This window comes from Streptomyces sp. NPDC088252 (assembly GCF_044740965.1).
Lineage (GTDB): Bacteria > Actinomycetota > Actinomycetes > Streptomycetales > Streptomycetaceae > Streptomyces.
Window position 1 is genome coordinate 1 of sequence record NZ_JBIURS010000050.1, and the last position, 20,862, is coordinate 20,862.

Here is a 20,862-nt window from a genome sequence, read left to right on the forward strand (position 1 = left end):
CCCGAACCCCCACCGTCACCCTCGCCGCATGACCAGGATGAAAACCCTCAAAACCGGCAGCGCGAACTTGACGAAGGACATAGAGGCACCCCCCCAGGGCGGCTTCCCACTGATCCAGGTTCTCCGCCGAGTCGAGGACCGAGCGTGATGTCCGCGCCGTCGCGGTGCAGGGCCGCGAGGGCGTCGATGTGCGCGGGCTGGACGATCGGCGTCGTCACCAGCAGCCCCGGGATCCGCGCCTGGGCGAACACGATGGCTTCGCGACCCGTGGTCGCGCAGATCCCGACCGCGCCCGCCGCGATCTGCTCCTGTGCCAGCGCGACCGACTTGTGTGTTTTGCCGTGCGGGGTGGTCCCGGCCTCCGCGCATCGCCGGCTCATGTCGATGAGGTTTGCGCGCAGGACCGGGAGGTCAATGATCAGCGCGGGCGTGGCCAGTCGGCGTGCCCCGCCGGGCACACCGATGAGGCTGGCATTGGGTGACCTGCGCGGGTCCCGCGAGGCGTCGAACGCCGGGGACGTCGTCGATCCCTCGATCACCACAGGTCCTTCCTCGCGGGCGTCAGGGAGCGCGCGCCGGTCTCGGTGATGAGGACCTGGTCCTCCATCACACCGCAGCCGAAGCCATGGATCACGATCATCGGTTCGAGCGCGAACACGTGCCCGGGACGCAGCACCGTGTCGCTGCGCCAGTGCAGGCTGGGGAGTTCCGCGATGTTGGTGCCGATGCCGTGCCCGAACCCGGTCGGCCAGTAGTGCTCGCCGTAGCCCGCGTCCTCCGCGACCCCCTGGGCGATGTCCTGCAGGTCGGCCACGCGCACGCCGGGCCCGGCCGCGGCGAGGACCGCTTCGAACATGTCGAGCCCGCACTGCAGGACCTCGCGCTGTCTGCGGCCCACCGTCCCGGCGCACAGCGTCCGCGCGGTATCGGTGAAATATCCCTGGTAATGAACGCCCATGTCCATGAAGACCAGGTCACCGTCCGCGACCTTGCGGGACGTGGGGTAAAGGTGTTTGAGACCTGACCGGGGACCGGCGGCGATCATGCAGTGCGCGATCCAGTCCGTTGTCCTCGCCATCGCCTGATGCGCCGCCGCGGACATCTCCAGTTCGGTCGTCCCCGGCCTGGCCAGCTCCATCGCCGCCTCCAGGCCCGCCGCGGTGGCGCGGCCCGCGTGCTCGATGATCGCGATCTCCCGGGGGCTCTTGATCTGCTTGGCCCGCCAGAACGCGAGCTGCGCGTTGACGGTCTCGGCGCCGGGCAGCCCGTCGCGGATCGCGTCCACGATCGTCGCGGGCATGAACCGCCCGCCCACCAGGCCGACGCGTGCGCCGTTCAGCTGTCGTTCGGTGAGGAAGTCCCGGACGTGCCGCCCGATGTCCTGCGGATTCTGCACCGTGCCCGGCAGGTCACCCGGCCGCACATCCCGGATCCAGGTGTGGTGGACGAAGGAGTGCATCGGTGCCGAATGCAGGATCGAATCGGTCGCCAGCATCAACGGGCCGTCGCTCGGGAGCACCACGATGGTGTTCCCGATCGCCGTGATGAAGTTGGATATCCAGCGCACATCACCGTTCAGCCATCCGGGAGCACCGTGGATGACCAGCACGTCGAGCTCCTCGGCGGCCATCTCCGCGCGCACTTTGGCGACGCGCTCGCGGTATTCCTCGATCGGGAAGGGTATCTCCAGCAGTTCCTTCCTGCTGTCCCAGTCGTACGGAATCCGGCTGAAACTCATGTCCAGCTCGGTGAATTGCCTGCTCATGTTGTCTCTCCTCGATGCGCCACGGCGGCTTCGGCCGACCGTTTGAGAACACGCCCGGGGCGTACCTTGCAGATACCACCCGAACGCCACACGGGTGTCCCGTTGACCAGAACCAGATCAATGCCGATCGCCGCTCGCGTCGGTTCCTGGTACGTCGCCGTGTCGACGACCTCGTCCGGGTCGAACAGCACCAGGTCCGCGTAGGCCCCCGGTCGCCGCGTCCGGCGCATCCGTACGTCACCGCAAGGAGTGCGGTCATGCGGCGGACGGCTTCCTCAAGCGAAAACAGGCCGAACTCCCGGCAGTAGCGCCCCAGGAATCGTGGGAAGGTGCCCCACAGGCGGGGATGCGGATGGGTGTCGCCGGGGATCCCATCCGAGCCGATCACGGCGTGGGAGTGGGACAGCACGCAGCGGACGTCCCGCTCGTCCATGTTGAAGTAGACCGCGCCGCCAGGCTGGAGCCTGCGCGCCACCTCTTCCGCGGTGCATCCCCACTCCCCCGCGAGGTCTGCGATATCCCGGCCCCTCGTCCGTGGGTACGGCTTCGCCCAGGTCACGGTCACGTTCCTGCACAGGTGCAGGTAGTCGGGCGTCAGCCAGCTCGACGCGGCCGTGTAGGGATACACATCGAACCTGATCGCCTGCGTGGTGCACATCTGGTCGATCAAGGCGATCATCTCGGCGGTGCGGCCGCAGCGAGCGGGTACCACACGCCGCTGGACAGCCCGATCGCTCCGGTGGTCATCGCCTCGCGCATTCGTTCCCGCATCTCCGCCGCCTCCACGGGCGTGGCCGGACGCGTCAGATCGTCCATCGCGCCGAGGCGCAGGGTGGAGTGCCCGACGAGGCAGCCCACATCGACGGCCGGTGCACGTTCAGTCAGCTCGCGCAGGTAGGACTCCATCGTCGGATACGAGAAGACCTCCGGGCCCCCGAGCAGCGTGAACGGCGGGGGCGGCGGCGAGCCGATGCGGAGCGGGGCCAGGCCGATGCCGCAGTTGCCGATGACGACGGTGGTGACGCCCTGCGACACCTTCATCGCCATATCGGGTTCCGCGAACAGCGCCTGGTCGTCGTGCGCGTGCGTGTCGATGAAGCCGGGCGCCAGGACCCGGCCCGCCGCGGGGGCGTCCTCGTCCGCCGCGACCGCTCCGAGATCACCGACCGCGGAGATCCGGTCATCGTCGGTCGCGACGTCCGCGGTAAAGCGCGGCGCGCCCGTGCAGTTGGTGATCGTCGCGCCCCGGAAGACGATGTCGCAGTGCTTGAGTTCCGCTATCACCGTCACCGACTTCCTCGTGGCGCCATGCGCTCCATGCCCCGCCAGACCTCGCGCAGGCCGTGACACATCAGCTGCGCAGCCCCGTCGGGCAGGCCGGTGCAGAGGGACTGGTTGATCCGGTCGGCGATCGGCCAGAGCGTCTCGAACAGTTCGCCGCCGGCCTCGGTCAGATCGAGCCGTGTCACGCGCATGTCGGACGGATCGGAACCGCGAACGATCCGTCCTGCGCGGACCATGCTCTCCACGATCCGGGTGAGCGTCGTCTGGTCGATCATGGCGTGCTCGGCGACCTCCTTCAGTGAGATCCCCGGCCGCATCGCGATCGACAGCAGCACCCGCCACTCCGCGACGCGCACTCCGTAGGGCCGGAACTCCTGGGCCAGGAGGCGATCCCGGCGCCCCGCGACCTGGGTGATCCAGAAGAAGAGATGGCTGTGCGCCGCCTCCGCCGGAACACCGCGCCACCCGGCGTCGGATCCGAGATCCTCCAGCGGTGGAAGCGCCACGATCGCCGCATCCGCGCCAAGTTCGGACGTCTTCTGCTCGCTCGACATGACGCGAACCTAGCCTCAAACACATGCGTTTGCAACCATCGCTACGCTCGCAATCCAATCCTTGCTGGTGAAATTCCGGATCAATATTTGTAATCGCATCTAGATGCTGTCAGTGCGACCTGGCCCGAGCCGTGCGGGGCCGGGCCCGTCGGCGATGGCCCGCACGGGCGCAAGGAGCTGAGGACGCCTCGATGTCGGACAGGAATGTGGATCGAACGCTGGCGCTTCTCGCACGCGCTGCGGTCAGCCCTCACCTTGGACGAGGTGGCCTCGGCCTCGGCCTCTACATACTCGACACCGCCGCAGGGACGGTCGTCGACGTGTACGCCACCGTCGGCGGTGAGATGCTCAACGAATACGAGGAATACGGACGGCCCGACGACGACCCGGTGCTCAGGTTCGTCACCAAGCGCCGGAGTCCGATCGACCCCTCGCGGGTGGTCGTCCCCGAAGTCTGGGACCGCTGCGGCGCGCGGCAGGCACTCCGGGCGGAAGGGCTCGCCCACTCGATGGAGGCGCCGTTGGCGGCGGGGCGGGAAGTGCGGTGAGATACCGCTGAACGCGGACAGGAACCGCTGCGCCCCGCCAGCGGAGCGGAAGCCTTTCATCGCACGTTCACGCTGCCGGGTGGGCTGGTGGCTGTTCTCCGCCCGGTTGTTCAGCCCCTTGTGCGAGCGGTGCTCGACCGAGGGCATGACCTGGCGGTGAGCGGCGCCGTAGGAGCGGAGCCTGTCCGTGACGACCACCCGCGGCACCGTACGGGTCGTCTTCACCAGACGACGGAAGAATCGCCTGGCCGCGGTCTTGTCCCGCCGGTTCTGTACGAGGAGGTCCAGCACCATGCCGTCCTGGTCGACAGCCCGCCAGAGGTACTTCTGCTCGCCGTTGATCTTGACGAACACCTCGTCCAGGTGCCACTTGTCACCATGCCGGGGCCGGCGGCGGCGCAGCGAATTGGCGTACTGCTGCCCGAACTTCAGGCACCAGCGGCGGATGGTCTCGCAGGAAACGACCACGCCGCGCTCAAGCATCAGCTCCTCGACCTCACGGAAGCTGAGCGGGAACCGGAAGTACAGCCACACGCAGTGGGAGATCACCTCGACCGGGTAAGGAACCGCTGGGCCCCGCCGACGGAGCGGAATCCCTTCATGGCGCGTTCGCGCTGCCGCGTGGGCTGATGACTGTTCTCCGCCCGGTTGTTCAGGCTCTTGTGGGAACGGTGTTCCACCGAGGGCATGACCTCGCGGTGCGCCGCGCCGTAGGAACGGAGCTTGTCGGTGACGGCCACCCTCGGCACCGTACGGGTCTTCTTCATCAGGCGGCGGAAGAAGCGCCCTGCCGCGGCCTTGTCCCGGCGGCTCTGCAGGAGGATGTCGAGCACGTTGCCGTCCTGGTCGACGGCCCGCCACAGGTACTTCTGCTCTCCGTTGATCTTCACGAAGACCTCGTCCAGGTGCCACTTGTCCCCGGGTCGTGGCCGACGGCGGCGCAGTCCGTCCGCGTAGGCCTGGCCGAACTTGGCGGACCAGCGGCGGATGGTCTCGTAGGAGACGATGACGCCGCGCTCGAGCATCAGCTCCTCGACCTCGCGGAAGGACAGCGGGAAGCGGAAGTACAGCCATACCGCGTGCGCGATCACCTCCACCGGGTACCGGTGGCCCTTGTACGACGGCGACGCGGACGACACGAACGAATCCCTCCCCGGCACGACCAACCAGAAGATCATCCCACCCGGCCAGTCAACGTGACAGTGCCCGCTGACCTGGTGAGGCGATATCCCGAGGTCATCGCCGAGACGTTCACCCATCTGCCGACCCCACAGCACTGGCTCGGCGAGAATCGAATTTCACGCTGGTACGCCTACGAAGAGATCTTCATCCGCGAGCTCGTCGGAACGACGGTACCGATCCACACACGCACCCAGACGCCGCGCTGCGGTGATCAGCCCTTCGGAAAGAACCTTGCGACGGCCGGTCGCAGCCGGGTGTTTTCGAAGTCGTCGATGGGCAGAGCGAGTTGCTCCAGAAGCAGACCATTGATGATGGTCAGCAGATCCGCGGCGTCGGCCTCGGGGTCTGCGGATCCGGCCCCGCGCAGTTCGCCGGCGAAGGCCGACCGTTGGGTGACTCCCCATTCGTTGAGGGTGGCCTGTAGCTGGCGGCGGCGAGCGACTTCCAGGAAGAACTCGTACCGGGCGATGCCGGAGTCCCGGTCATGGGCCAGGGATCCGGTCACGTACTGCACGATGCGGGTGATCCGCTGCGGGATATCGACGTCCGGCAACTGGTGGAACAGTGCGCGCACCTCCTCGATCTGCTGGGTGGCCAATCGTTGCAGGGCTTCGTCGAGCAACTGGTCGAGGGTGCCGAAGTAGTAGCGGGCGATGCCGTGGGTGGTGCCGGCCTCCGCCGCGATAGCGCGGTGGGTCAAGGCGCGCGCGCCTTCCCGCGCCAGCAATCGGGTCGCGGCGTCCAGGAGAGCTTCGCGTCGGGCGGCCCCTCGGGCCATCTGCGGCTCGCGCATGGGCGTTGTCACGGAGTCCATCGTACCGGCGTGGGCGCGCAAAATTTTTCTCCATATGGAGAAATTCTGCGCTACGGTGTGCCCATCGGACACCGCCGTCAGCCGCGGAGGGAAGCTATGACCAACACGATCATCACAGGTGGGCGGGTACGCACACTCGATCCGAGCGCACCCGAGGCCGAGGCGCTGGTACTGTCCGGCGGGCGCGTGCTCGCTGTGGGGGACCGGGACGCCATGGCGGAAGCGGCGGGGCCCGATGCCCGCCAGGTCGATGCCGAAGGCGGTGTGGTGATGCCCGGCCTGATCGACACCCATCCGCATGTCGTGCATTTCGGGACGTTGGCGGGCGGGCTCGTCGACCTCACCGACGCTGTCGATCACGCGGACATCGTGGCGCGCATCCGGGCCGAGGCCGCGAACACACCACCGGGGAAGTGGATCGTGTGCACCCCGGTCGGCGAACCGCACTACTTCGTGCGCCGTTCGGAACGGGATCTGCCCGAACGGCGTCTGCCCGATCGATGGATCCTCGACTCGGCGACCGACGCCCATCCGGTGCTGATCCAGGCGTGGGCGCCGCGCATGCCGAACGTGGTCGCGTTCAACAGCGCGGGGCTGCGCGCGGTCGGGCTCACCTCCTTCATCCCCGACCGGGTCTGCGACGTCGAGATCGACAAGAACGAAGCCGGTGACCTGACCGGAATCCTGCGCGGACCTGTCACCAACTACTACACCTACGACCCCTTCTGGGGGCAGATCCTGACTAAGCTGCCGAAACCGAGCGTGGAGAACGCCGTCGCCGGTACGACCGCGGAGTTGGCGCGCTATGCGGCACAGGGCGTGACCACCGTGTACGAGGGGCACGCGATGGAACCGGAACACATCGCGCTCTACCGACAACTGCGCGCGACCGGTGCCCTGCCCCTTCGCGTGATGGTGACGCTGGACGCCGAGTCAGTCATCTTCTATCCGTTCGACCCGCTCCCGCACGGCGAATTCGCCGCTCGCCTCGGGCAGCTCGCCGACCAGATCTCGGACGACGGCGACGACATGCTGCGGGTCAGCGGGCTCACATTCAGCCCGGGCGGCCCCTGCTTCTCGGGGTACTTCGCGACCTACGAGCCCTACGCGGACCCCTTCGGCAAACCCACCCGTGGCGTGCGATTCCTGTCCCTGGACAAGGAGGAGACCTTCATCAGGTTCTGTGCCACCAACGGCATCCGCGCGAACCTGTGCCTCGGCGCGTACCGCGAGCACGACGAGTTCCTCGACATCGCGGAACGCGTCGTGCGGGAACACGATTTCCGTGATCGGCGCTGGATTCTCCAGCACGCCATGACGATCACGCCGAAGCAGGCCCGCCGATACGCGGAACTCGGTTTCCAGGTCACGACCAGCGCGGGATTCGCCTGGGGCAAAGGCGCGATGTACGGCGAGCGCATGGGAACTCACGTCTGGCGCGACCTCGAGCCGCTGCACCGTCTCACCGATATCGGGCTTGATCTGGCGGGCGGTTCGGACTGGGGGCCGAAGAATCCGTGGGAGCAGATCGAACTGGCTCAGACCCACCGCTTCGCGGGCAGCAATCACCGCAATGACGGGCCGGACCAGAAGCTCTCACGCATCGAGGCGCTCCGTATGTGGACGACGGGGGCGGCGAGCGTGCTCGGCTGGCCCGGGATCGGTTCGCTCGCACCGGGAAACCACGCGGACCTCGTGATCGTGGATCGCGACCCGGTGACCTGCCCGGTGGAAGACCTTCGTGGTACCAGGGTGCTGCGGACCCTGCTGGGCGGACGGACCGTCCACGACAGTGGGGAACTCTCCTGTCCGCCCGAGGAGACACAGGCGGCGGCGTCATGACCGCCGACCCGGCGAACCGGGTGCTCGCCCGCATCGGCAGCATGCGCGAGGAGATGGTGACCACGCTCGCCGAGGCCGTCTCCATCCGAAGCGTGAACCCGACCTACCCAGATCAGGACTATGACGATCTGATCGGCGGCGAAACGGAGGTCTCCCAGCTGCTGGCGAGACTGTACCGGCAGGCCGGCGCGGAAACCGAGCTGCTCGGCGAGGCGCCAGGCCGGGACAACGTGGTCGGCGTGGTGCACGGCAGTGGCGGCGGGCGCTCCCTGATCCTCAACGGCCATGTCGACGTCGTACCCGCGGACGACTCCGCGCAATGGACCCACGACCCCTTCACGGCGTTCATCGACGAGACCCATGTCTGGGGCCGGGGATCGGCGGACATGAAGAGCGGACTGGTCGCGCAGGCCTTCGCCGCCAGAGCACTGACCGAGACCGGGACACGGCTGCGAGGCGACCTGATCCTGCAGGGCGTGGTCGGTGAGGAGAACCTCGAACACCATCTGGGGACCTCCGCCGTCCTGGGCCGCGGCTTCACCGCCGACGGGGCGATCATCGCCGAGCCCACCGGCGCCAACCGGCCGTTGACAGTCATGCCGGCCACTCCCGGCGTGCTGGTCATGCGCATCGCGGTGACAGGGCGCAGCGCGCACGCATCGATGCGCTCACGCATGCGCGCCCAAGCGGTGGCCGACGAACACGCCGCCGCCCCCGTCGCCGCCAGCGCGATCGACGCCGCTCTGCGGATCCACGACGCGCTGCACCGGCTCGAGGCCGAATGGGTCGAGAGCCGGACAGACCCGCTGTTCGAAAAGGGCCAGTTCACCATCGGGCTGAACGTGATCGATGGCGCCGCGCACGGCAGCCGCAACGTCGCGTTCATCCCCGACACGACGACCCTCGAATACGCGATCTTCTACCCGCCCGCGACGAGCGTATCCGAGATCCGATCGGAGATCGCACGCACGGTGCGGAACATCATGCGGCAAGACCCATGGCTGCGCAACAACCCCCCACGCATCGACTGGCTGATGCACTATCCAGGCGGGCGGACTGATCGGGATCATCCGTTCTGCCGAACAGTGCGCGCCGCTCGCGAGCAAGCAGCCCTCGGCACCTCGTTCGCCGGCCCAGGCGACGTGCTGCCGTTCCCCTCGGCCACCGATCTCACCTGGTTCACCGCCGCCGGCATCCCCGCCGTCGGGCTAGGGCCGGGCGCCCAGGTCATGGCACACGCCGTCGACGAACGGTGCGCGATTAACGAGATGGTCAATGCCGCGAAGGCATACGCGCTGGCGGCGATCGAATGGTGCGGTGCGGCATGAACAACGACACCGCCGAGCTCTCGCCGATCGCACCGTACACGGCGATCGGATTGTCAACCATCGATTGTCATCGTGCTGTCTGACTGCGAGCTGGGTGCGAATTAACCGGATTCAACTGGTCGTTGCAACACCGGTTCATTGGAGCAACAGTAGCTGCTCGTTGAATGCCTCGGCTGGTGGTCCCGTCACAACGAGACCACCTCTCCACAACCCCGACTCCACGAGGTCGATATGACGGACCAGAGCACCTTCCCTCGACGCATCTCCACACGGCACAGTCCGGCCACGAGAAGGTTCGCGTACACCCACGGCGGCAGCCCGCCCTGGCCCTCCGAAAACCTTCCGCCTCCACATCGAGCCTTCCTGCACCTCTGGCACGCACACAGCCACGAGGGGGCAGGTGTGACCGCAACCGCCACGCACACCGCCCCCATCGGCCCACCCCAGTACGGCGAGCGATACGCCGCCGACAACGCCGCGCCCGCCGAAGCCCGTCACCACGTCGGACGAGGCCCGCGAGACCGAAGATCCCGTCCATCTCGTCCGTGTCTTCGGAATCTCCATCACCACTGCCATGAAGTACATCCACACGGCCCATCCTCACCGTGGCGGCCCTGTCCCCCGCTGAGAACTGAGACGCATGGGTAAGTTCAGGCGTGGGCCAGTTTCAGTGCCTGCTTCAGGTTGTACTCGGCGATACCCGCCATGAAGGCCCGATCAGGGAAGTCCCCGTCAAGCAGCCGCAAGGGACCCGCCGTCAGCGACAGCCGCTGCGCGAGCATGTAGAGCGCGAGCCGGTCCGCGTCCAAGCCGTCCACCTCCAGCGGCTGGTAGGCGTCGTGCAGACGGATTCGCAGAAAGACGTGCTCCCACTCGACATCGAAGTACATCAATCCCTCAATGTCGATCGCCACGGGGTTCCCGTCCGCATCCACCAGCACATGGTCGGGCCCCAGCTCGCCGTGCACGACCGCATACTCCGTGCGTGGCCGCACCGCCGCCGCCAGGCCCAGCGGCCGCTCTTCCACCCGCCCACGGACACCCATAATCCGCGGATCGCGGGAGGCCGCCTCGGCAAGGTCCCGCAGCGCGCGGCTAAGAACCACACCCTCGCACGACGTACCGCGCGACGTTCCTCCACCGTCGACCACTGCCACCTTGCCGTAGGCCGGTGCACGGTGACCTCGCATCGCCTCCAGCGAATTCGCGAGCCGGGCCATGACCACAGCCGCCGCGCCAGGGTCGCGCGCGAGCAACTCCTCAAGGCTTTCCCTCGGAAGGTCCTCGACGATCGCAAGGTCCGCATGGCAGTAAGCCCCGTCGCGGTCGAGGAGACGGATCGCCGGAACGCGGACGCCGAGCCCGTCCAGCCGCGCGTGCGCGGCCTGGAACAGATCGAGCCCGAGGCCAGGCGAGAACGGGTCGGTAAGGTCGTCGTCGCCTTCGGCCGCCGGCCAGTAGTTCTCGGTGTCGTCCCACAAATAGGCAATCGCAGTCGTCGCGTCGTCCATTACTAGGCGGTACACACCCTTCTTGCTGCCGCCTGCGACTCGCTCGACCCCCTCCAGCCGCCGCCCGCCACCCAGCGCGGCGCGCGCCGCTCCCGCCAACTGCTCCCGCGTCATTGTCCTGGGTGCCACGTTCCGAACCACCTCTCCACCGCGATAACCCGCGAACCCTATGGGAGCACCAGTGAGGAGGCGACCGGCTTTAACCGCATCCGGGTCCCCGCGAGCCAAGATGACTCACTGACAGTGACTCGTGGGCTGTCCGCGGGGAACTGGCGACAGTTGATCACATCAGCTCACCAGCTTCAGGCCCCGAACCCGCCATACTGAAAGCCGTCGATGAACCACTTACGCGTGGGTTCCTGCGACTCCCCAGCCGGAAATCAGCGAACCCGCCCGCTTCGCCCGGCGGCGCAGTCGACAAGGGCGAGTCCCCCGCCCAGGGCGCTGCTCGCGAGCTGGAGGAGGAGCTCGGCGTCACGGCGAACGTCACCCGCGGGCTGGCTGTCGACTGGGTCTCCCCCGCCGGCCCCGCAGCCGCTCCCGCCCTGAGGTTCCCCGGCGAGATCCTGCACGTCTTCGATGGCGGCGTCTGGGACGAGGACCAGATCGCGGCGATCCGACCCGCGCCGGGCGAGATCGAGGCCGTTGAGTTCGTCGAACCCGCAGACCTGCCCGCTCTGATGTCTCCGGGCGACGCCCGCCGGGCCCTGTCCGCACCGCGCGCCCGTATCGCCGGGACCGGACCCGCCCTCCTTGAGGACGGGCTCCCCATCGCCCCACCGTCCTTGACCGGGTCGGCGTGCTGCGCACCGCCCGAGGCTGTCGTCACCTCCCCTTCCACCCGCGCCCTGTCCCCGACGGTCTCACCGTCCGCCAGTCCCGGGTCTGGGCCTTCGCCCCGGACGGACGTGGCCTCGTCCTCCTCGAACCCGACACCGGTGCGGCCTGCCTGCCCGGCGGCACTCCGGAGCTCGCGGACCACGCGGACCCCGAAGCCACGTTGATCCGTAAGCCCGCGAGGAGGCCGCCGCCGAGCTCGCCCGCGCTCTGCTCGGCGAACTGCTGGCGCACACGACCAGCGCGCCGTACGTCTACAGCCACCGCTGGAAGCAGGGCGACCTGGTCGTGTGGGACAACCTCGCCACCCTCCACACCGCCTCCCCCTGCGACAGTTCCCGCCACCACCGGCTGCTGTACCGCGCCGCCGTCCGATAGCCGAAAGCCTCGTGTTCACTCCGCTGGTTGACCTGCGGCGCGAACACGAGGGCTGCCCCCGAAGCCGGCCCTAGGGTTTGCCCATGACAGTGAAGGTTCCCCTGAAAGAGACCGCACTCAACGCCGAGCGCATCGCCCGCATCGGCCGCGAAGTCCAAGCAGTGTGCCCCGAGTTCAACGCCAGCAGCTTCGTGACGTCGGTGATGGCGGACCTTCCCCGGCTGGAGCTGGGCGCCCGGATCGCCCGAACCAGCGAGGGCCTGCACGCCCACCTTCCGGTCACCGGCCCCGACGCGCTCGACATCCTGCTGCGCTCCCTGCCGCCGACGCCCGAGGCGGCCGGGGTGACCAACGGCTTCGGCCTGCACCTCTACTCGCCCCACTCCGACTATGTCTCCCGCTACCTCCGTAGCGCCGAGCACTTGGACCAGGCGCTCGCCGCGCTGGCCCGCATGACGGGGTACTTCTCCGCCGAGCTCCCGGTGCGGCACTTTCTCGCCGAATTCCCCGACGAGACGATGAAGGCCGTCGACGTGTGGACCCAGGCCGAGGACTTCCGGGTACGCCGGCTGGCGAGCGAGGCCCCCCGGCCCCTGCTGCCTTGGGCTCCACGGATCGCGCTGCCCGTCGATGCGGGCCTGCCTGTCCTCGAGCAGCTCTACGACGATGCTCACCTCTACGTCCGCACCTCCGTGGCCAACCACCTGGGCGACATCGCCGCCAGCCAGCCTGATCTCGTCCTGGCCACCCTTCAGCGGTGGAAGCAGTCGGGCCGACTCACAGGCGACCGCTTCGCCTTCATCGCCCGCGGCGCCCTGCGCAAGCAGCTCAAGGAGGGTTGGGCGCCCGCGTACGCCGCCCTCGGCTATGCCCACGACGCGCCCATCACGCTCACCAAGCTCACCCTGGAGCGCACCGAACTCCGCGAAGGCGACACCCTGAACATCTCCGCCGCTCTCACCGCCGCCGCCACGGCACCGGTCCACGCGATGATCGTGATCGCCACCACGGGGCAGAAGGGCCGTCCGCGGGAGAAAGTCTCCTTTCTGCGCCGCGCCACAGCCGAGCCCGGCCAGGAACTGCGGCTCACCAAGGCCCACCCGCTGCGCTCGACCACACAATGGAAAGTCTCACCGGGCGCCTACTCCCTCGCCCTCCAGGTCAACGGCCGCCGCTTCCCCTCCATCGCCTTCACCGTCCTCGACACCTGACGTTCTGGCGCCCGTCGTGATCTGAACACTCGCCGCAGTGACGCCGCAGTAAATGCGTACATCTCGCCCTGGAAGCCGGAACGGTCCGCCGCAGGTCGCGACGATCACGGCCAGGGCTCCGTCGCAGTAAATCCGGTATTTACTGCGGCAGTTGTGAATACGTCTCCGCGATCGAGCATCTGCCCGAATGCGGTTCTGCTGTGAGGGCTTGAGGGGAGGAGACTGTCAGTGCGCGACGCCGACCAGGCCTGGCGCCAGCATGTTTGCCTGGGTCATGCCCCGAGGTCCTCCGTCACGGGCAGGCACTCGGCGAGCAGGTCGACGACGTCGCGCCAGGCTCGCTGCGCGTGCTGTGGGTGGTAGCCGACACCGGGGACCACGGGGTGGTCGACCGGCGGGTGGTGGAAGGCGTGCAAGGCGCCGCCGTAGACCGTGAGGCGCCAGTCGACGCCCGCGGCCTGCATCTCGGCGGTGAACGCGTTTCGTTGCGCGGGCGGCACGATCGGGTCTTCCGATCCAACCCCGGCCCACACCGGGCAGCGGATGCGCGCTGCCTCGCCCGGTCGGCCCGTGGTAGTTGCGTTGACTGTCCCGATCGCGCGCAGGCTGACGCCGCCGCGCCCGAGTTCCAGCGCGATGGCGCCCCCGGTGCCGTAGCCGATGGCGGCTATCCGGTCGGGGTCGGTCCGGGGCTCGATACGCAACTCGTCGAGTGCCGCGTGGCCGATGCCCCTCATCCGGTCGGGATCAGCGAGCAGCGGCATGCAACGGGCCAGCATCTCCTCGGGGTCACCCAAATAGCGCCCGCCGTGAAGGTCGAAGGCCAGCGCTACATATCCCAGCTCGGCGAGAGCATCGGCCCGGCGGCGCTCGATGTCGCTGAGCCCCATGCCCTCTGGTCCGAGCAGCACCGCGGGCCGGCGGTCGACACCGGCCGGGAGCGCGAGGTGCCCGATCATCGTCAGACCGTCGGCCGGGTACTCGACCGTACGCGTCGTAATCGTCGTCATGAGACTGGACAGTAGTGATCGTCGAGCCCGGTCCGGCCGGTGTTCTGCCGCTGGCAGAACAGCGTAGGTGTCCCCCTGAAATACGGGACGGGCCCGGCGCTCAGGGCTTCAAGATCATCCCATTGCCCCTTTGGCGCGTATCTCGGTCACACCCCTAGAGGCCCGCGAGTTCACGGAAACTGAAGGGCTTTTCGCGGGAACCCGAGGATGGATTGTCGTGTTCTCGTGGGTTCGGCCTTCGGGTTCAGGCGAACACGCGGGGTGGGTGCCGAGTGGGCCCGCCCCTGGGTGCCTTCCCTGGGAACGGTGCTGACACCGTAGGAGTCATGAGAGCAGAAGGAACGACACCGGAACCGGAAACCTCTATGCAGAGTGGCCTCACGTCTCTGGGTGAGGTGGCGTGCCGTTATCAGGCGGATGAGATACGCCCGGAGGATCTGCCGATGATCGCTGCTGAGGCGCTCGCGGCCGGGCTGGACACCCCGACGCTGTGCGAGCTCGCCGGTTGGCCTCGCAACGCGGATGCCCGCGATATTCGCGACGTGTTCGAGCAAGCACTTGCCGAGTCCGGGATCGGGTTGCCGGATCGGGGCCTGGCACGGCGCCACGCTCTGCGCCGGATGGCGGCGAGACTCATCGATGGAGAGACAACTCCCGCTGACCTGGCGACGGACGACTGGTGGGAGACGGAGGTCGAGACCGCGGCGGAGGATTCGTTCGTGGCGCTGATCCCGCAATGCGATTGCTGCATTGAGTACACGTTGGGGCTTGACCAGCAGACGTGGGCGGCCCAGCTGCGGAGCGCTGCCCTCGCCCTGACATCGTCTCCGCCGATCGGCCCCGGATGCTGACTCTGCCCGGCGTGCTCACCCTCGGCAAAGGGCGTGGACTGGTCAAGCAGACTTCACTGAAGTGGCTGTTCAGCGGCCTGGTCCAGCACCGCCCGTGCGGTGTTCGCGTAGCGGATCGCGGTCTTCTCGTCCAGACCGAAGACCTCGGCAAGGTGGAGCGGGTCGGGGCCATGGGCCATGAAGTACGTCGTCAGCGCCTGCGACCGGGCCAGCCGGGTGCCGCTGGGCGAATTCTGCAGGACCCTCCCTTCGAGGTTCGTCAGGACGAGCAGAGCGCCAGGAGGTGGGTGGCGCGGGCGGGGTCGGTTCGGAGTTTGGCGGGGGCTCTATGAGTTCGCACTTGGCATCGGACAGTTCATGGCGCCCGATGCGGATGCTCACCAGCTGCTCTTCACGACGACCTTGTCGCCGGCCTGCAGGTTCGCGAGGCTGCTCGTGATGCTGGTGCTGGTGCTCGTGATGCTGTGCTTCTTTCGGATCGGGTCTAGCCCTGGCTCGGGGCGCGAACGCAGTTCACGACGTGGACGTGCTACGTGCGTAAACGACCCGCTCCGCCGCTGCACCACCCACCCGTACCGCATCCAGGAGTTTCCGTTTCAGCGCGGACGGCATATCCCCGCGTCCCAGGCCGGCTGTCGAGATGGCCTCGGACAGTAGGTGGCGGTCATTCTCATTCATCTGCTCGGAGCAAGCCGTGTGTGCGAGCACCTCCCGTGCGACATACCCGTCATCAGAGGCCACCGCATCGCGGGCGAGGCTGCGAATGATCTCGGCGCGGTCGGCATCCGGGCTGAGGTCGAGCACGGTGAGCCTAACGCGGCCCTTCCCGAGCTCCAGGCCGAAGACACCGACGAAGAGCCGTAGCGGCGGCATCGGGCTGTGTGGGTTCAGCAACCACAAGGGACGCCAATCCTTCCTCCCCCGCTGCCGATCGTGCGGTCGTACCGGGCCTTGGCTGCCGCCGCTCCGTGTACCTGATCGCGGGCGCGTCGGCTCATCGACGCCGCGGACCTGATCGCCTTCACCGAGCCCGAGGAGCCCGCAGCTCCAGTCACGCACTGGCACGCCTCGGCGGACGTGCCGGCAGGCGTGATCACCCTGTGCTGCCACGGCCGGGCATCAGACCCGTACCTGCACGTCTCTATCGAGCTGTTGGTCGAGGAGTCCTAGCGGCGCACACCCTGTCCACCGCCCACAGCACACCCCGCGACAGCTCAAGCACGTCAGCGACGAGCTGGAGCAGTTCAGCCTCGTCGTTCAGGATCCGACGCGACAGCAGTCGCTTGCCCTGGGCGTCGATCACCACGCAGTGGTGATGTTCCTTGCCGATGTCCACTCCGGCCCAGATCTCGGGCACAACCACCTCCGTCAGCTCGTCGTACACCAACCCAGCAGACGACCTCGCCGACGTTGTCCTACAAAGCGATCGCGTCGCGTCTCCCAATTAGCGGTCGAGTCGTCGCGGGGTTCCGGGCGGCCAAGTTCTCTGAGCCATCCAGCGGCGACTCCATGACAGCCATACCCGGAACCCCTGGGCCCCGCCGATCTTACGAATGACCAGTTCAGACCCACATCAAGAAAGGTAGGACTCCATGATCTTGGAAGCCGTGCCTGTCACGTTCCGGGCCGCCACCGAATCGACAGATCGTCACAAACTGGGCGTCACACGACTACGCCGAAGCCCTGCCCCATCAGGTAGAGCGGCTGACTCTTCTTGATCCACTCGTAGCTGGCAAGGGTTTGGATGGTGGCCGCATTGATGTTCGGTTGGCGTCGCGCGACGGCCGAAAACGCATGCTTGCCGTGTATTAGCCCACCACACCAAGCTATTTGGGCCCCAGATGGGGCGGCCGGATCCGTCCGCGCCGGGCGTGGGCGTCCTCGGGGACCAGGCGGTCGAGGTCCGGGATGCGCTGGGGGTGCGCGGGTGCTCCGGGCAGTCCTCGAAGGAGATGCCGGCCAGGCAGAACCGCATGACGTGGAGCGTGTGGAAGGGGGAGAAGTGCTCCGGCGTGCGCGGCGAGGACGGGCAGTCCGTCCAGCAGGGAGGCACCGGGCCGAGAGTGGGCGAGGGAGAATTCGGCGGCGCGGCGCTGCACGATCGGCCAGTAGGGGCTCATCGGGGGTCCTCGTCGTCGTAGGTGCCGTAGTACTCCTCGTTGGTGATCTGGACGTAGCCGTCGTCGTCCGCTCGCTCGTCCATCTCCGCCTCCCACCATGCCTCGTCGGCCGCGTCAAGGGCGTACTCCGCGTTCCTCTCGTCGTCCGGGTCGTACGACTCGCCCTCCCCGGCCATGTCCGCCTGATACGCGGTATACACCTGGTACGCGGCCTCCTGCTCGGCCTCGTACTCCGCGCGCTCCGTGGGGCTGAGGCCGGCCAGCCACGCCTCGTGCTTCGCGTGCTCCGCCGCGTCCCGGGCTTCGGTGTACCCCTGCCAGACGTGGACGGCGAAGTGCGGCTCGGGGCCGCACCACGTCCTGTGGCCCGGGTGCCCGTCGGGCTGGGCGCAGCGCCCGCCGTACATGGGGACTATAAAACTGCTACAGCGCAGGACGAGTTCCTTTGACGACGGGGCCCGGCGGGGGGCGTCGCGCAGTTCGGCGAGGACATCGGGGTAGCGGCGGCCGGAGGTGCGGGCGATCTGCCGGGCCTGGCGCTTGAGGTGGTCACTGCCGGTTTTGGTCACGGTCGTCTCCACAGCGGGATCCCACGCTTCCCGCCGGACGTCGCGTGAGGTGCTCGCAGCCGGACAAGCGGGTCCTTCAGGTGGTGCTGCGCGGGATCCGACTTCGATCCTTGTCCGGCGGCGCCGCCCCTTGCGGCGTGGGCGCGGGGCGACAGCGGAAACGGCGGTTCACGGCATGCCGCTGTGGTGCGGGCTTCACCATAGCGGGTGCCACTGACATCGCGCTCGCATGCCGGAGGCTTTCAGCCCGGCGCACAGTCGTACGGGCCGGCGCGCGCCGGATAGGGTCGGCGCGTCGCCTTCGACCCGCCGGGAGTTGCCGTGGACCATCATCTCAAGCGCGGGCAGGTCTACCGCTCCTGCGCCGTGACCGCCGGCCCCCCGCGGTACGTACGGATCCTGGTGCGAGCCCCCGGGCGCAGGCGCGTGACGATCGTCGACGCGGCCACCAACCGGCGGGAGCGGGACGTCGATGTCGGGCAGCTGCACCCGTACCCGGTCGGCCCCTGGGGCGGCCAGCACCGCCGGGGGTACGTACACACCGCGATGCGCTCAACGACGTCGCTGCATGCCGGTGACACCGCAGGGCTTGCACGAAATCGTGCACGCAAGTGGTGCCATGCTGCCCCAAGCGACTTGCCCCTTGAGGCGCTGACCGTACGAGCCATGGGCAACGGGTGATCCTGCTTCTCTCCACGCGACGGCGGGAGCCGCGACCCAGAGACCGGAGGCGCCTCCAGGAGGACAGTGGGGGCCTGCGGCTGAATGGTCCCCGGCTCGTTTCGTACGGCTCCCCATAGCCTTGTCCCATGAGCGATCTCCATGAACTCCAGCTGACACTCGATCTGCCCGGCTCCCTCCCAGGCGCCGATCTCGCGCTGCTGCGCTGGCACTTGGAGGACGATGGCAGCAAGCCCGAGGCCACGTACACGTACCCGTTGCTTTCCGGCCGAGGGCCCGCGCAGCGGATCGGCGGAGTGCTCGTCAGCGTGCTCGAACCCAGCAAGCACGGCTGGGCGCTCACCGCGCGACAGGAAGTGCATCCCGACGAGTTCGATCAGCTACGGGAGCTCGTAGGGTGGCTCGCCGCCCGGACCAGCACCTTCGGCACCATCGGGCATCTGCGGGGTCTGGAGCAGGAGATACCCGACATGCTCGTGGCCGATCCCGCAGCCGGGACCGCGCGGCGCATGACCCTGACACCACGTACCTCGGAAGTCGACCTCATCCCTGATCCCTGGGGCTGAGTCAGGACGCGTTCCGACAGAGACAGTAGTAGCCCAACTGCCGAACGCCGACGCGGGAACCGGGTCATCAAGCCGGACCCCGGTGGGCCACTGTCACGATGGCTTCGTCGCCGCGACACTGTGCGCAAAGACCCGCTCGGCTCTCCTTTGCGGCGCTGACCTGCAGCATGGGATTTCCGCGCAGGTCCCGCCTGGGGTGATACCTTCAGCCGCCGTGTTGACGGCCGACCTGTGCGGTTCGTTCTCGCCGCGGACACCGAACGCCTACCTGGGCAGCCGCCATCGAGTCGGCGGGCGGCGTCACGTACGTGCGATGATGTGCTTGCCGTGCTCCTGGGCGGCCGGGCTGTCCGAGATGCTCGGCAGGCGGGCGGCGACGTTGGTCAGGCCGTCGTCGATGCGGACGGAGCGCACGCCGTCCGAGCAGTCGAGGAAAAGGGCTGCGAGGGAGCGGGTTCGGCTGGAGGCAGTCGGTCTCTTCGAGGGCGGCGCGAAGAACAGGGAGATCGCGGCCACGCTGCGGGTGAGCGAGCGGTCGGTGGAGCGCTGGCGCCGTCAGTGGCGTGAGCGGGGTGAAGAGGGTGTCCGGTCGAAGGGATCGCCAGGGCGTCCGAGGCTTACGGCAGACCAAATTGCCAAACTCGAGCGGGAGTTGGAGCGCGGCCCGCTCGCCCATGGCTGGGCTGACCAGCGGTGAACACTGGCCCGGGTGAAGACTCTGATCGGACGGTTGTTCCACGTCGGCTACACAGTGGAGGGGACGTGGCGGCTGCTCCGACGTCATGGCTGGTCCTGGCAGCAGCCGGCTCGGCGGGCAATCGAACGTGACGACGAGGCAGTGGAGTTGTGGAAGAAGGAGGTGTGGCCACAGGCATAAGCACGGGGGCGGCCCGCGGAGCCTGGATCGTCTTCGAGGACGAGGCCGGCCAGTCGCTGAAGCCGCCACGCGCAAGGTCCTGGGGCCGCATCGGCCAGACGCCCGTCGTCCGCGTCCGGGGCGAGGCTCCGGACGGGTCTCGATGGCGGGAATGACTTGCTTCCGTTCCGGAGAGCGGTCGCGGCTGATCTACAGCTTCCGCGTCCACCGAGGCCGCAAGGGCGAGCCCAAGGGCTTCACCTGGCAGGACTACCGCGACCTCATCGTGTGGGCCCACAACCAGCACAAAGGCCCCATCGTCCTAGTCCGGGACAACCTGCGCACCCACCTCATGCCGCAGTCAAGCGGATCGCCACGCACTGGCCGGACATGCTCCGCGTCGCCGGGTCGCTCATCACCAACCAGGTCCGGGCCTACAACTCGCTGCGGATGTTCGGCCGCGAGGGCCACCCGACCCCGCTCGGCGCCGCGTTCGCCGAGTACGGGCGGATCGACAAGACCATGCACCTGCTTGCCCTGGTCGACCGGGTCGACGACACCTACCGCCGGCTGATGAACCGGCAGCTCACCGTGCAGGAGTCCCGCCACCGCCTGGCCCGCGCGATCTGCCACGGCGGCCGCGGCCAGATCCGCCAGGCGTACCGCGAGGGCCAGGAGGACCTGCTCGCAGCTCTCGGCCTGGTCCTCAACGCTGTGGTCCTGTGGAACACCCGCTACCTGGACGCCGCCGTCGCCCAGCTCCGCGCCGAGGGCCACGACATCAAGGACGAGGACGTCGCCCGCCTCTCCCCGCTCAAGGATCGGCACATCAACTTCCTGGGCCGCTACCTGTTCAACATCAAGGCCAGCGGCCCCGGCCAGGGCCTGCGCCCTCTCCGGGACCCGGACGCCGTCGAAGACGACGAGGACAACAACTGAACCGGCCCGCGACGTA

The 20,862-nt window shown here is 68.1% G+C and carries 21 protein-coding genes and 5 pseudogenes; 10 read left to right on the top strand and 16 right to left on the bottom strand.

Annotation, left to right across the window (positions count from 1 at the left end):
* Window positions 1-47: 47 nt before the first annotated feature.
* From ACIOHC_RS42795 to ACIOHC_RS42830, 8 genes and pseudogenes are all read right to left on the bottom strand, one after another.
* Entirely contained in the window at window positions 48-539 is a 492-nt protein-coding gene (locus tag ACIOHC_RS42795) for a hypothetical protein (RefSeq protein ID WP_351087333.1), read from the bottom strand.
* Window positions 536-1,765, bottom strand: a complete 1,230-nt coding sequence (locus ACIOHC_RS42800) for a M24 family metallopeptidase (RefSeq protein ID WP_401846830.1) — start codon at window positions 1,763-1,765, stop codon at window positions 536-538. The genes ACIOHC_RS42795 and ACIOHC_RS42800 overlap by 4 nt, the downstream gene beginning before the upstream one ends.
* Complete coding sequence (locus tag ACIOHC_RS42805) at window positions 1,762-1,956, bottom strand: hypothetical protein (protein ID WP_365693877.1); 195 nt, start codon at window positions 1,954-1,956, stop codon at window positions 1,762-1,764. Before ACIOHC_RS42805 ends, ACIOHC_RS42800 begins: the two co-directional genes overlap by 4 nt.
* A gap of 484 nt (window positions 1,957-2,440) precedes the next feature.
* The gene (locus ACIOHC_RS42810) at window positions 2,441-3,055 is read right to left on the bottom strand and encodes an amidohydrolase family protein (RefSeq protein ID WP_365693879.1); all 615 of its coding nucleotides are present in this window, start codon (window positions 3,053-3,055) and stop codon (window positions 2,441-2,443) included.
* Window positions 3,052-3,603, bottom strand: a complete 552-nt coding sequence (locus ACIOHC_RS42815) for a MarR family winged helix-turn-helix transcriptional regulator (protein WP_401846833.1) — start codon at window positions 3,601-3,603, stop codon at window positions 3,052-3,054. The genes ACIOHC_RS42810 and ACIOHC_RS42815 overlap by 4 nt, the downstream gene beginning before the upstream one ends.
* Window positions 3,604-4,106: 503 nt before the next feature.
* Window positions 4,107-4,745: pseudogene (locus ACIOHC_RS42820) on the bottom strand (IS6 family transposase); the annotation flags it as partial.
* A pseudogene (locus ACIOHC_RS42825) lies at window positions 4,709-5,290 on the bottom strand (IS6 family transposase); the annotation flags it as partial. The pseudogenes ACIOHC_RS42820 and ACIOHC_RS42825, both read right to left, overlap by 37 nt.
* A 254-nt stretch (window positions 5,291-5,544) precedes the next feature.
* The gene (locus ACIOHC_RS42830) at window positions 5,545-6,033 is read right to left on the bottom strand and encodes a hypothetical protein (protein ID WP_351086958.1); all 489 of its coding nucleotides are present in this window, start codon (window positions 6,031-6,033) and stop codon (window positions 5,545-5,547) included.
* Here ACIOHC_RS42830 and ACIOHC_RS42835 point away from each other — a divergent pair.
* Complete coding sequence (locus ACIOHC_RS42835; RefSeq protein WP_401846836.1) at window positions 5,935-7,989, top strand: amidohydrolase; 2,055 nt, start codon at window positions 5,935-5,937, stop codon at window positions 7,987-7,989. The genes ACIOHC_RS42830 and ACIOHC_RS42835 overlap by 99 nt on opposite strands.
* Window positions 7,986-9,317: a M20 family metallopeptidase gene (locus ACIOHC_RS42840; protein WP_401846838.1), complete on the top strand. Its 1,332-nt coding sequence runs from the start codon at window positions 7,986-7,988 to the stop codon at window positions 9,315-9,317. The genes ACIOHC_RS42835 and ACIOHC_RS42840 overlap by 4 nt, the downstream gene beginning before the upstream one ends.
* Before the next feature lie 650 nt (window positions 9,318-9,967).
* Here the strand turns inward: ACIOHC_RS42840 and ACIOHC_RS42845 are convergent.
* Entirely contained in the window at window positions 9,968-10,942 is a 975-nt protein-coding gene (locus ACIOHC_RS42845) for a phosphotransferase family protein (protein ID WP_401846857.1), read from the bottom strand.
* Between the two features lie 245 nt (window positions 10,943-11,187).
* Between ACIOHC_RS42845 and ACIOHC_RS42850 the strand changes: the two genes are divergently transcribed.
* The 3 genes from ACIOHC_RS42850 (at window position 11,188) to ACIOHC_RS42860 (ending at window position 13,254) form a co-directional block, all read left to right on the top strand.
* Complete coding sequence (locus ACIOHC_RS42850; RefSeq protein ID WP_401846859.1) at window positions 11,188-11,832, top strand: NUDIX domain-containing protein; 645 nt, start codon at window positions 11,188-11,190, stop codon at window positions 11,830-11,832.
* 58 nt (window positions 11,833-11,890) lie between these two features.
* Window positions 11,891-12,043 (top strand): TauD/TfdA family dioxygenase, encoded by a 153-nt coding sequence (locus ACIOHC_RS42855; RefSeq protein WP_365693914.1) that lies wholly within the window; start codon window positions 11,891-11,893, stop codon window positions 12,041-12,043.
* 83 nt (window positions 12,044-12,126) lie between these two features.
* On the top strand, window positions 12,127-13,254 hold the full coding sequence (locus ACIOHC_RS42860) for a hypothetical protein (protein ID WP_351086952.1): 1,128 nt from the start codon (window positions 12,127-12,129) through the stop codon (window positions 13,252-13,254).
* 272 nt (window positions 13,255-13,526) lie between these two features.
* Here ACIOHC_RS42860 and ACIOHC_RS42865 read toward each other — a convergent pair whose 3' ends face one another.
* Window positions 13,527-14,264 (bottom strand): dienelactone hydrolase family protein, encoded by a 738-nt coding sequence (locus ACIOHC_RS42865; protein ID WP_365693887.1) that lies wholly within the window; start codon window positions 14,262-14,264, stop codon window positions 13,527-13,529.
* Window positions 14,265-14,590: 326 nt separating this feature from the next.
* On the opposite strand from ACIOHC_RS42865, the gene ACIOHC_RS42870 reads away from it, so the two are divergent.
* Window positions 14,591-15,115, top strand: a complete 525-nt coding sequence (locus tag ACIOHC_RS42870; protein WP_351085959.1) for a hypothetical protein — start codon at window positions 14,591-14,593, stop codon at window positions 15,113-15,115.
* A 53-nt stretch (window positions 15,116-15,168) separates the two neighbouring features.
* Here the strand turns inward: ACIOHC_RS42870 and ACIOHC_RS42875 are convergent, their stop codons facing one another.
* The 5 genes and pseudogenes from ACIOHC_RS42875 to ACIOHC_RS42895 form a co-directional block, all read right to left on the bottom strand.
* A complete protein-coding gene (locus ACIOHC_RS42875) occupies window positions 15,169-15,294 on the bottom strand; it encodes a hypothetical protein (protein ID WP_351085960.1) in 126 nt (41 codons plus the stop codon).
* 334 nt (window positions 15,295-15,628) lie between these two features.
* Window positions 15,629-16,015: a hypothetical protein gene (locus ACIOHC_RS42880; protein ID WP_401846843.1), complete on the bottom strand. Its 387-nt coding sequence runs from the start codon at window positions 16,013-16,015 to the stop codon at window positions 15,629-15,631.
* Between the two features lie 283 nt (window positions 16,016-16,298).
* Window positions 16,299-16,472: pseudogene (locus ACIOHC_RS42885) on the bottom strand (transposase); the annotation flags it as partial.
* A 469-nt stretch (window positions 16,473-16,941) separates the two neighbouring features.
* Window positions 16,942-17,235 (bottom strand): hypothetical protein, encoded by a 294-nt coding sequence (locus ACIOHC_RS42890; protein WP_351085963.1) that lies wholly within the window; start codon window positions 17,233-17,235, stop codon window positions 16,942-16,944.
* Complete coding sequence (locus ACIOHC_RS42895) at window positions 17,232-17,804, bottom strand: hypothetical protein (protein ID WP_365693893.1); 573 nt, start codon at window positions 17,802-17,804, stop codon at window positions 17,232-17,234. Before ACIOHC_RS42895 ends, ACIOHC_RS42890 begins: the two co-directional genes overlap by 4 nt.
* A 321-nt stretch (window positions 17,805-18,125) precedes the next feature.
* Here ACIOHC_RS42895 and ACIOHC_RS42900 point away from each other — a divergent pair, with 321 nt between their 5' ends.
* Complete coding sequence (locus ACIOHC_RS42900; RefSeq protein ID WP_351085967.1) at window positions 18,126-18,485, top strand: hypothetical protein; 360 nt, start codon at window positions 18,126-18,128, stop codon at window positions 18,483-18,485.
* Between the two features lie 128 nt (window positions 18,486-18,613).
* Entirely contained in the window at window positions 18,614-19,051 is a 438-nt protein-coding gene (locus ACIOHC_RS42905; RefSeq protein WP_401846845.1) for a hypothetical protein, read from the top strand.
* A gap of 300 nt (window positions 19,052-19,351) precedes the next feature.
* Here ACIOHC_RS42905 and ACIOHC_RS42910 read toward each other — a convergent pair whose 3' ends face one another.
* The gene (locus ACIOHC_RS42910; RefSeq protein WP_401846861.1) at window positions 19,352-19,567 is read right to left on the bottom strand and encodes a hypothetical protein; all 216 of its coding nucleotides are present in this window, start codon (window positions 19,565-19,567) and stop codon (window positions 19,352-19,354) included.
* Here ACIOHC_RS42910 and ACIOHC_RS42915 point away from each other — a divergent pair.
* Both ACIOHC_RS42915 and ACIOHC_RS42920 read left to right on the top strand, forming a co-directional pair.
* Window positions 19,512-19,928, top strand: a pseudogene (locus tag ACIOHC_RS42915) (winged helix-turn-helix domain-containing protein). The gene ACIOHC_RS42910 and the pseudogene ACIOHC_RS42915 sit on opposite strands and share 56 nt — an antisense overlap.
* Window positions 19,929-20,273: 345 nt before the next feature.
* Window positions 20,274-20,846, top strand: a pseudogene (locus ACIOHC_RS42920) (Tn3 family transposase); the annotation flags it as partial.
* Between the last annotated feature and the right edge of the window lie 16 nt (window positions 20,847-20,862).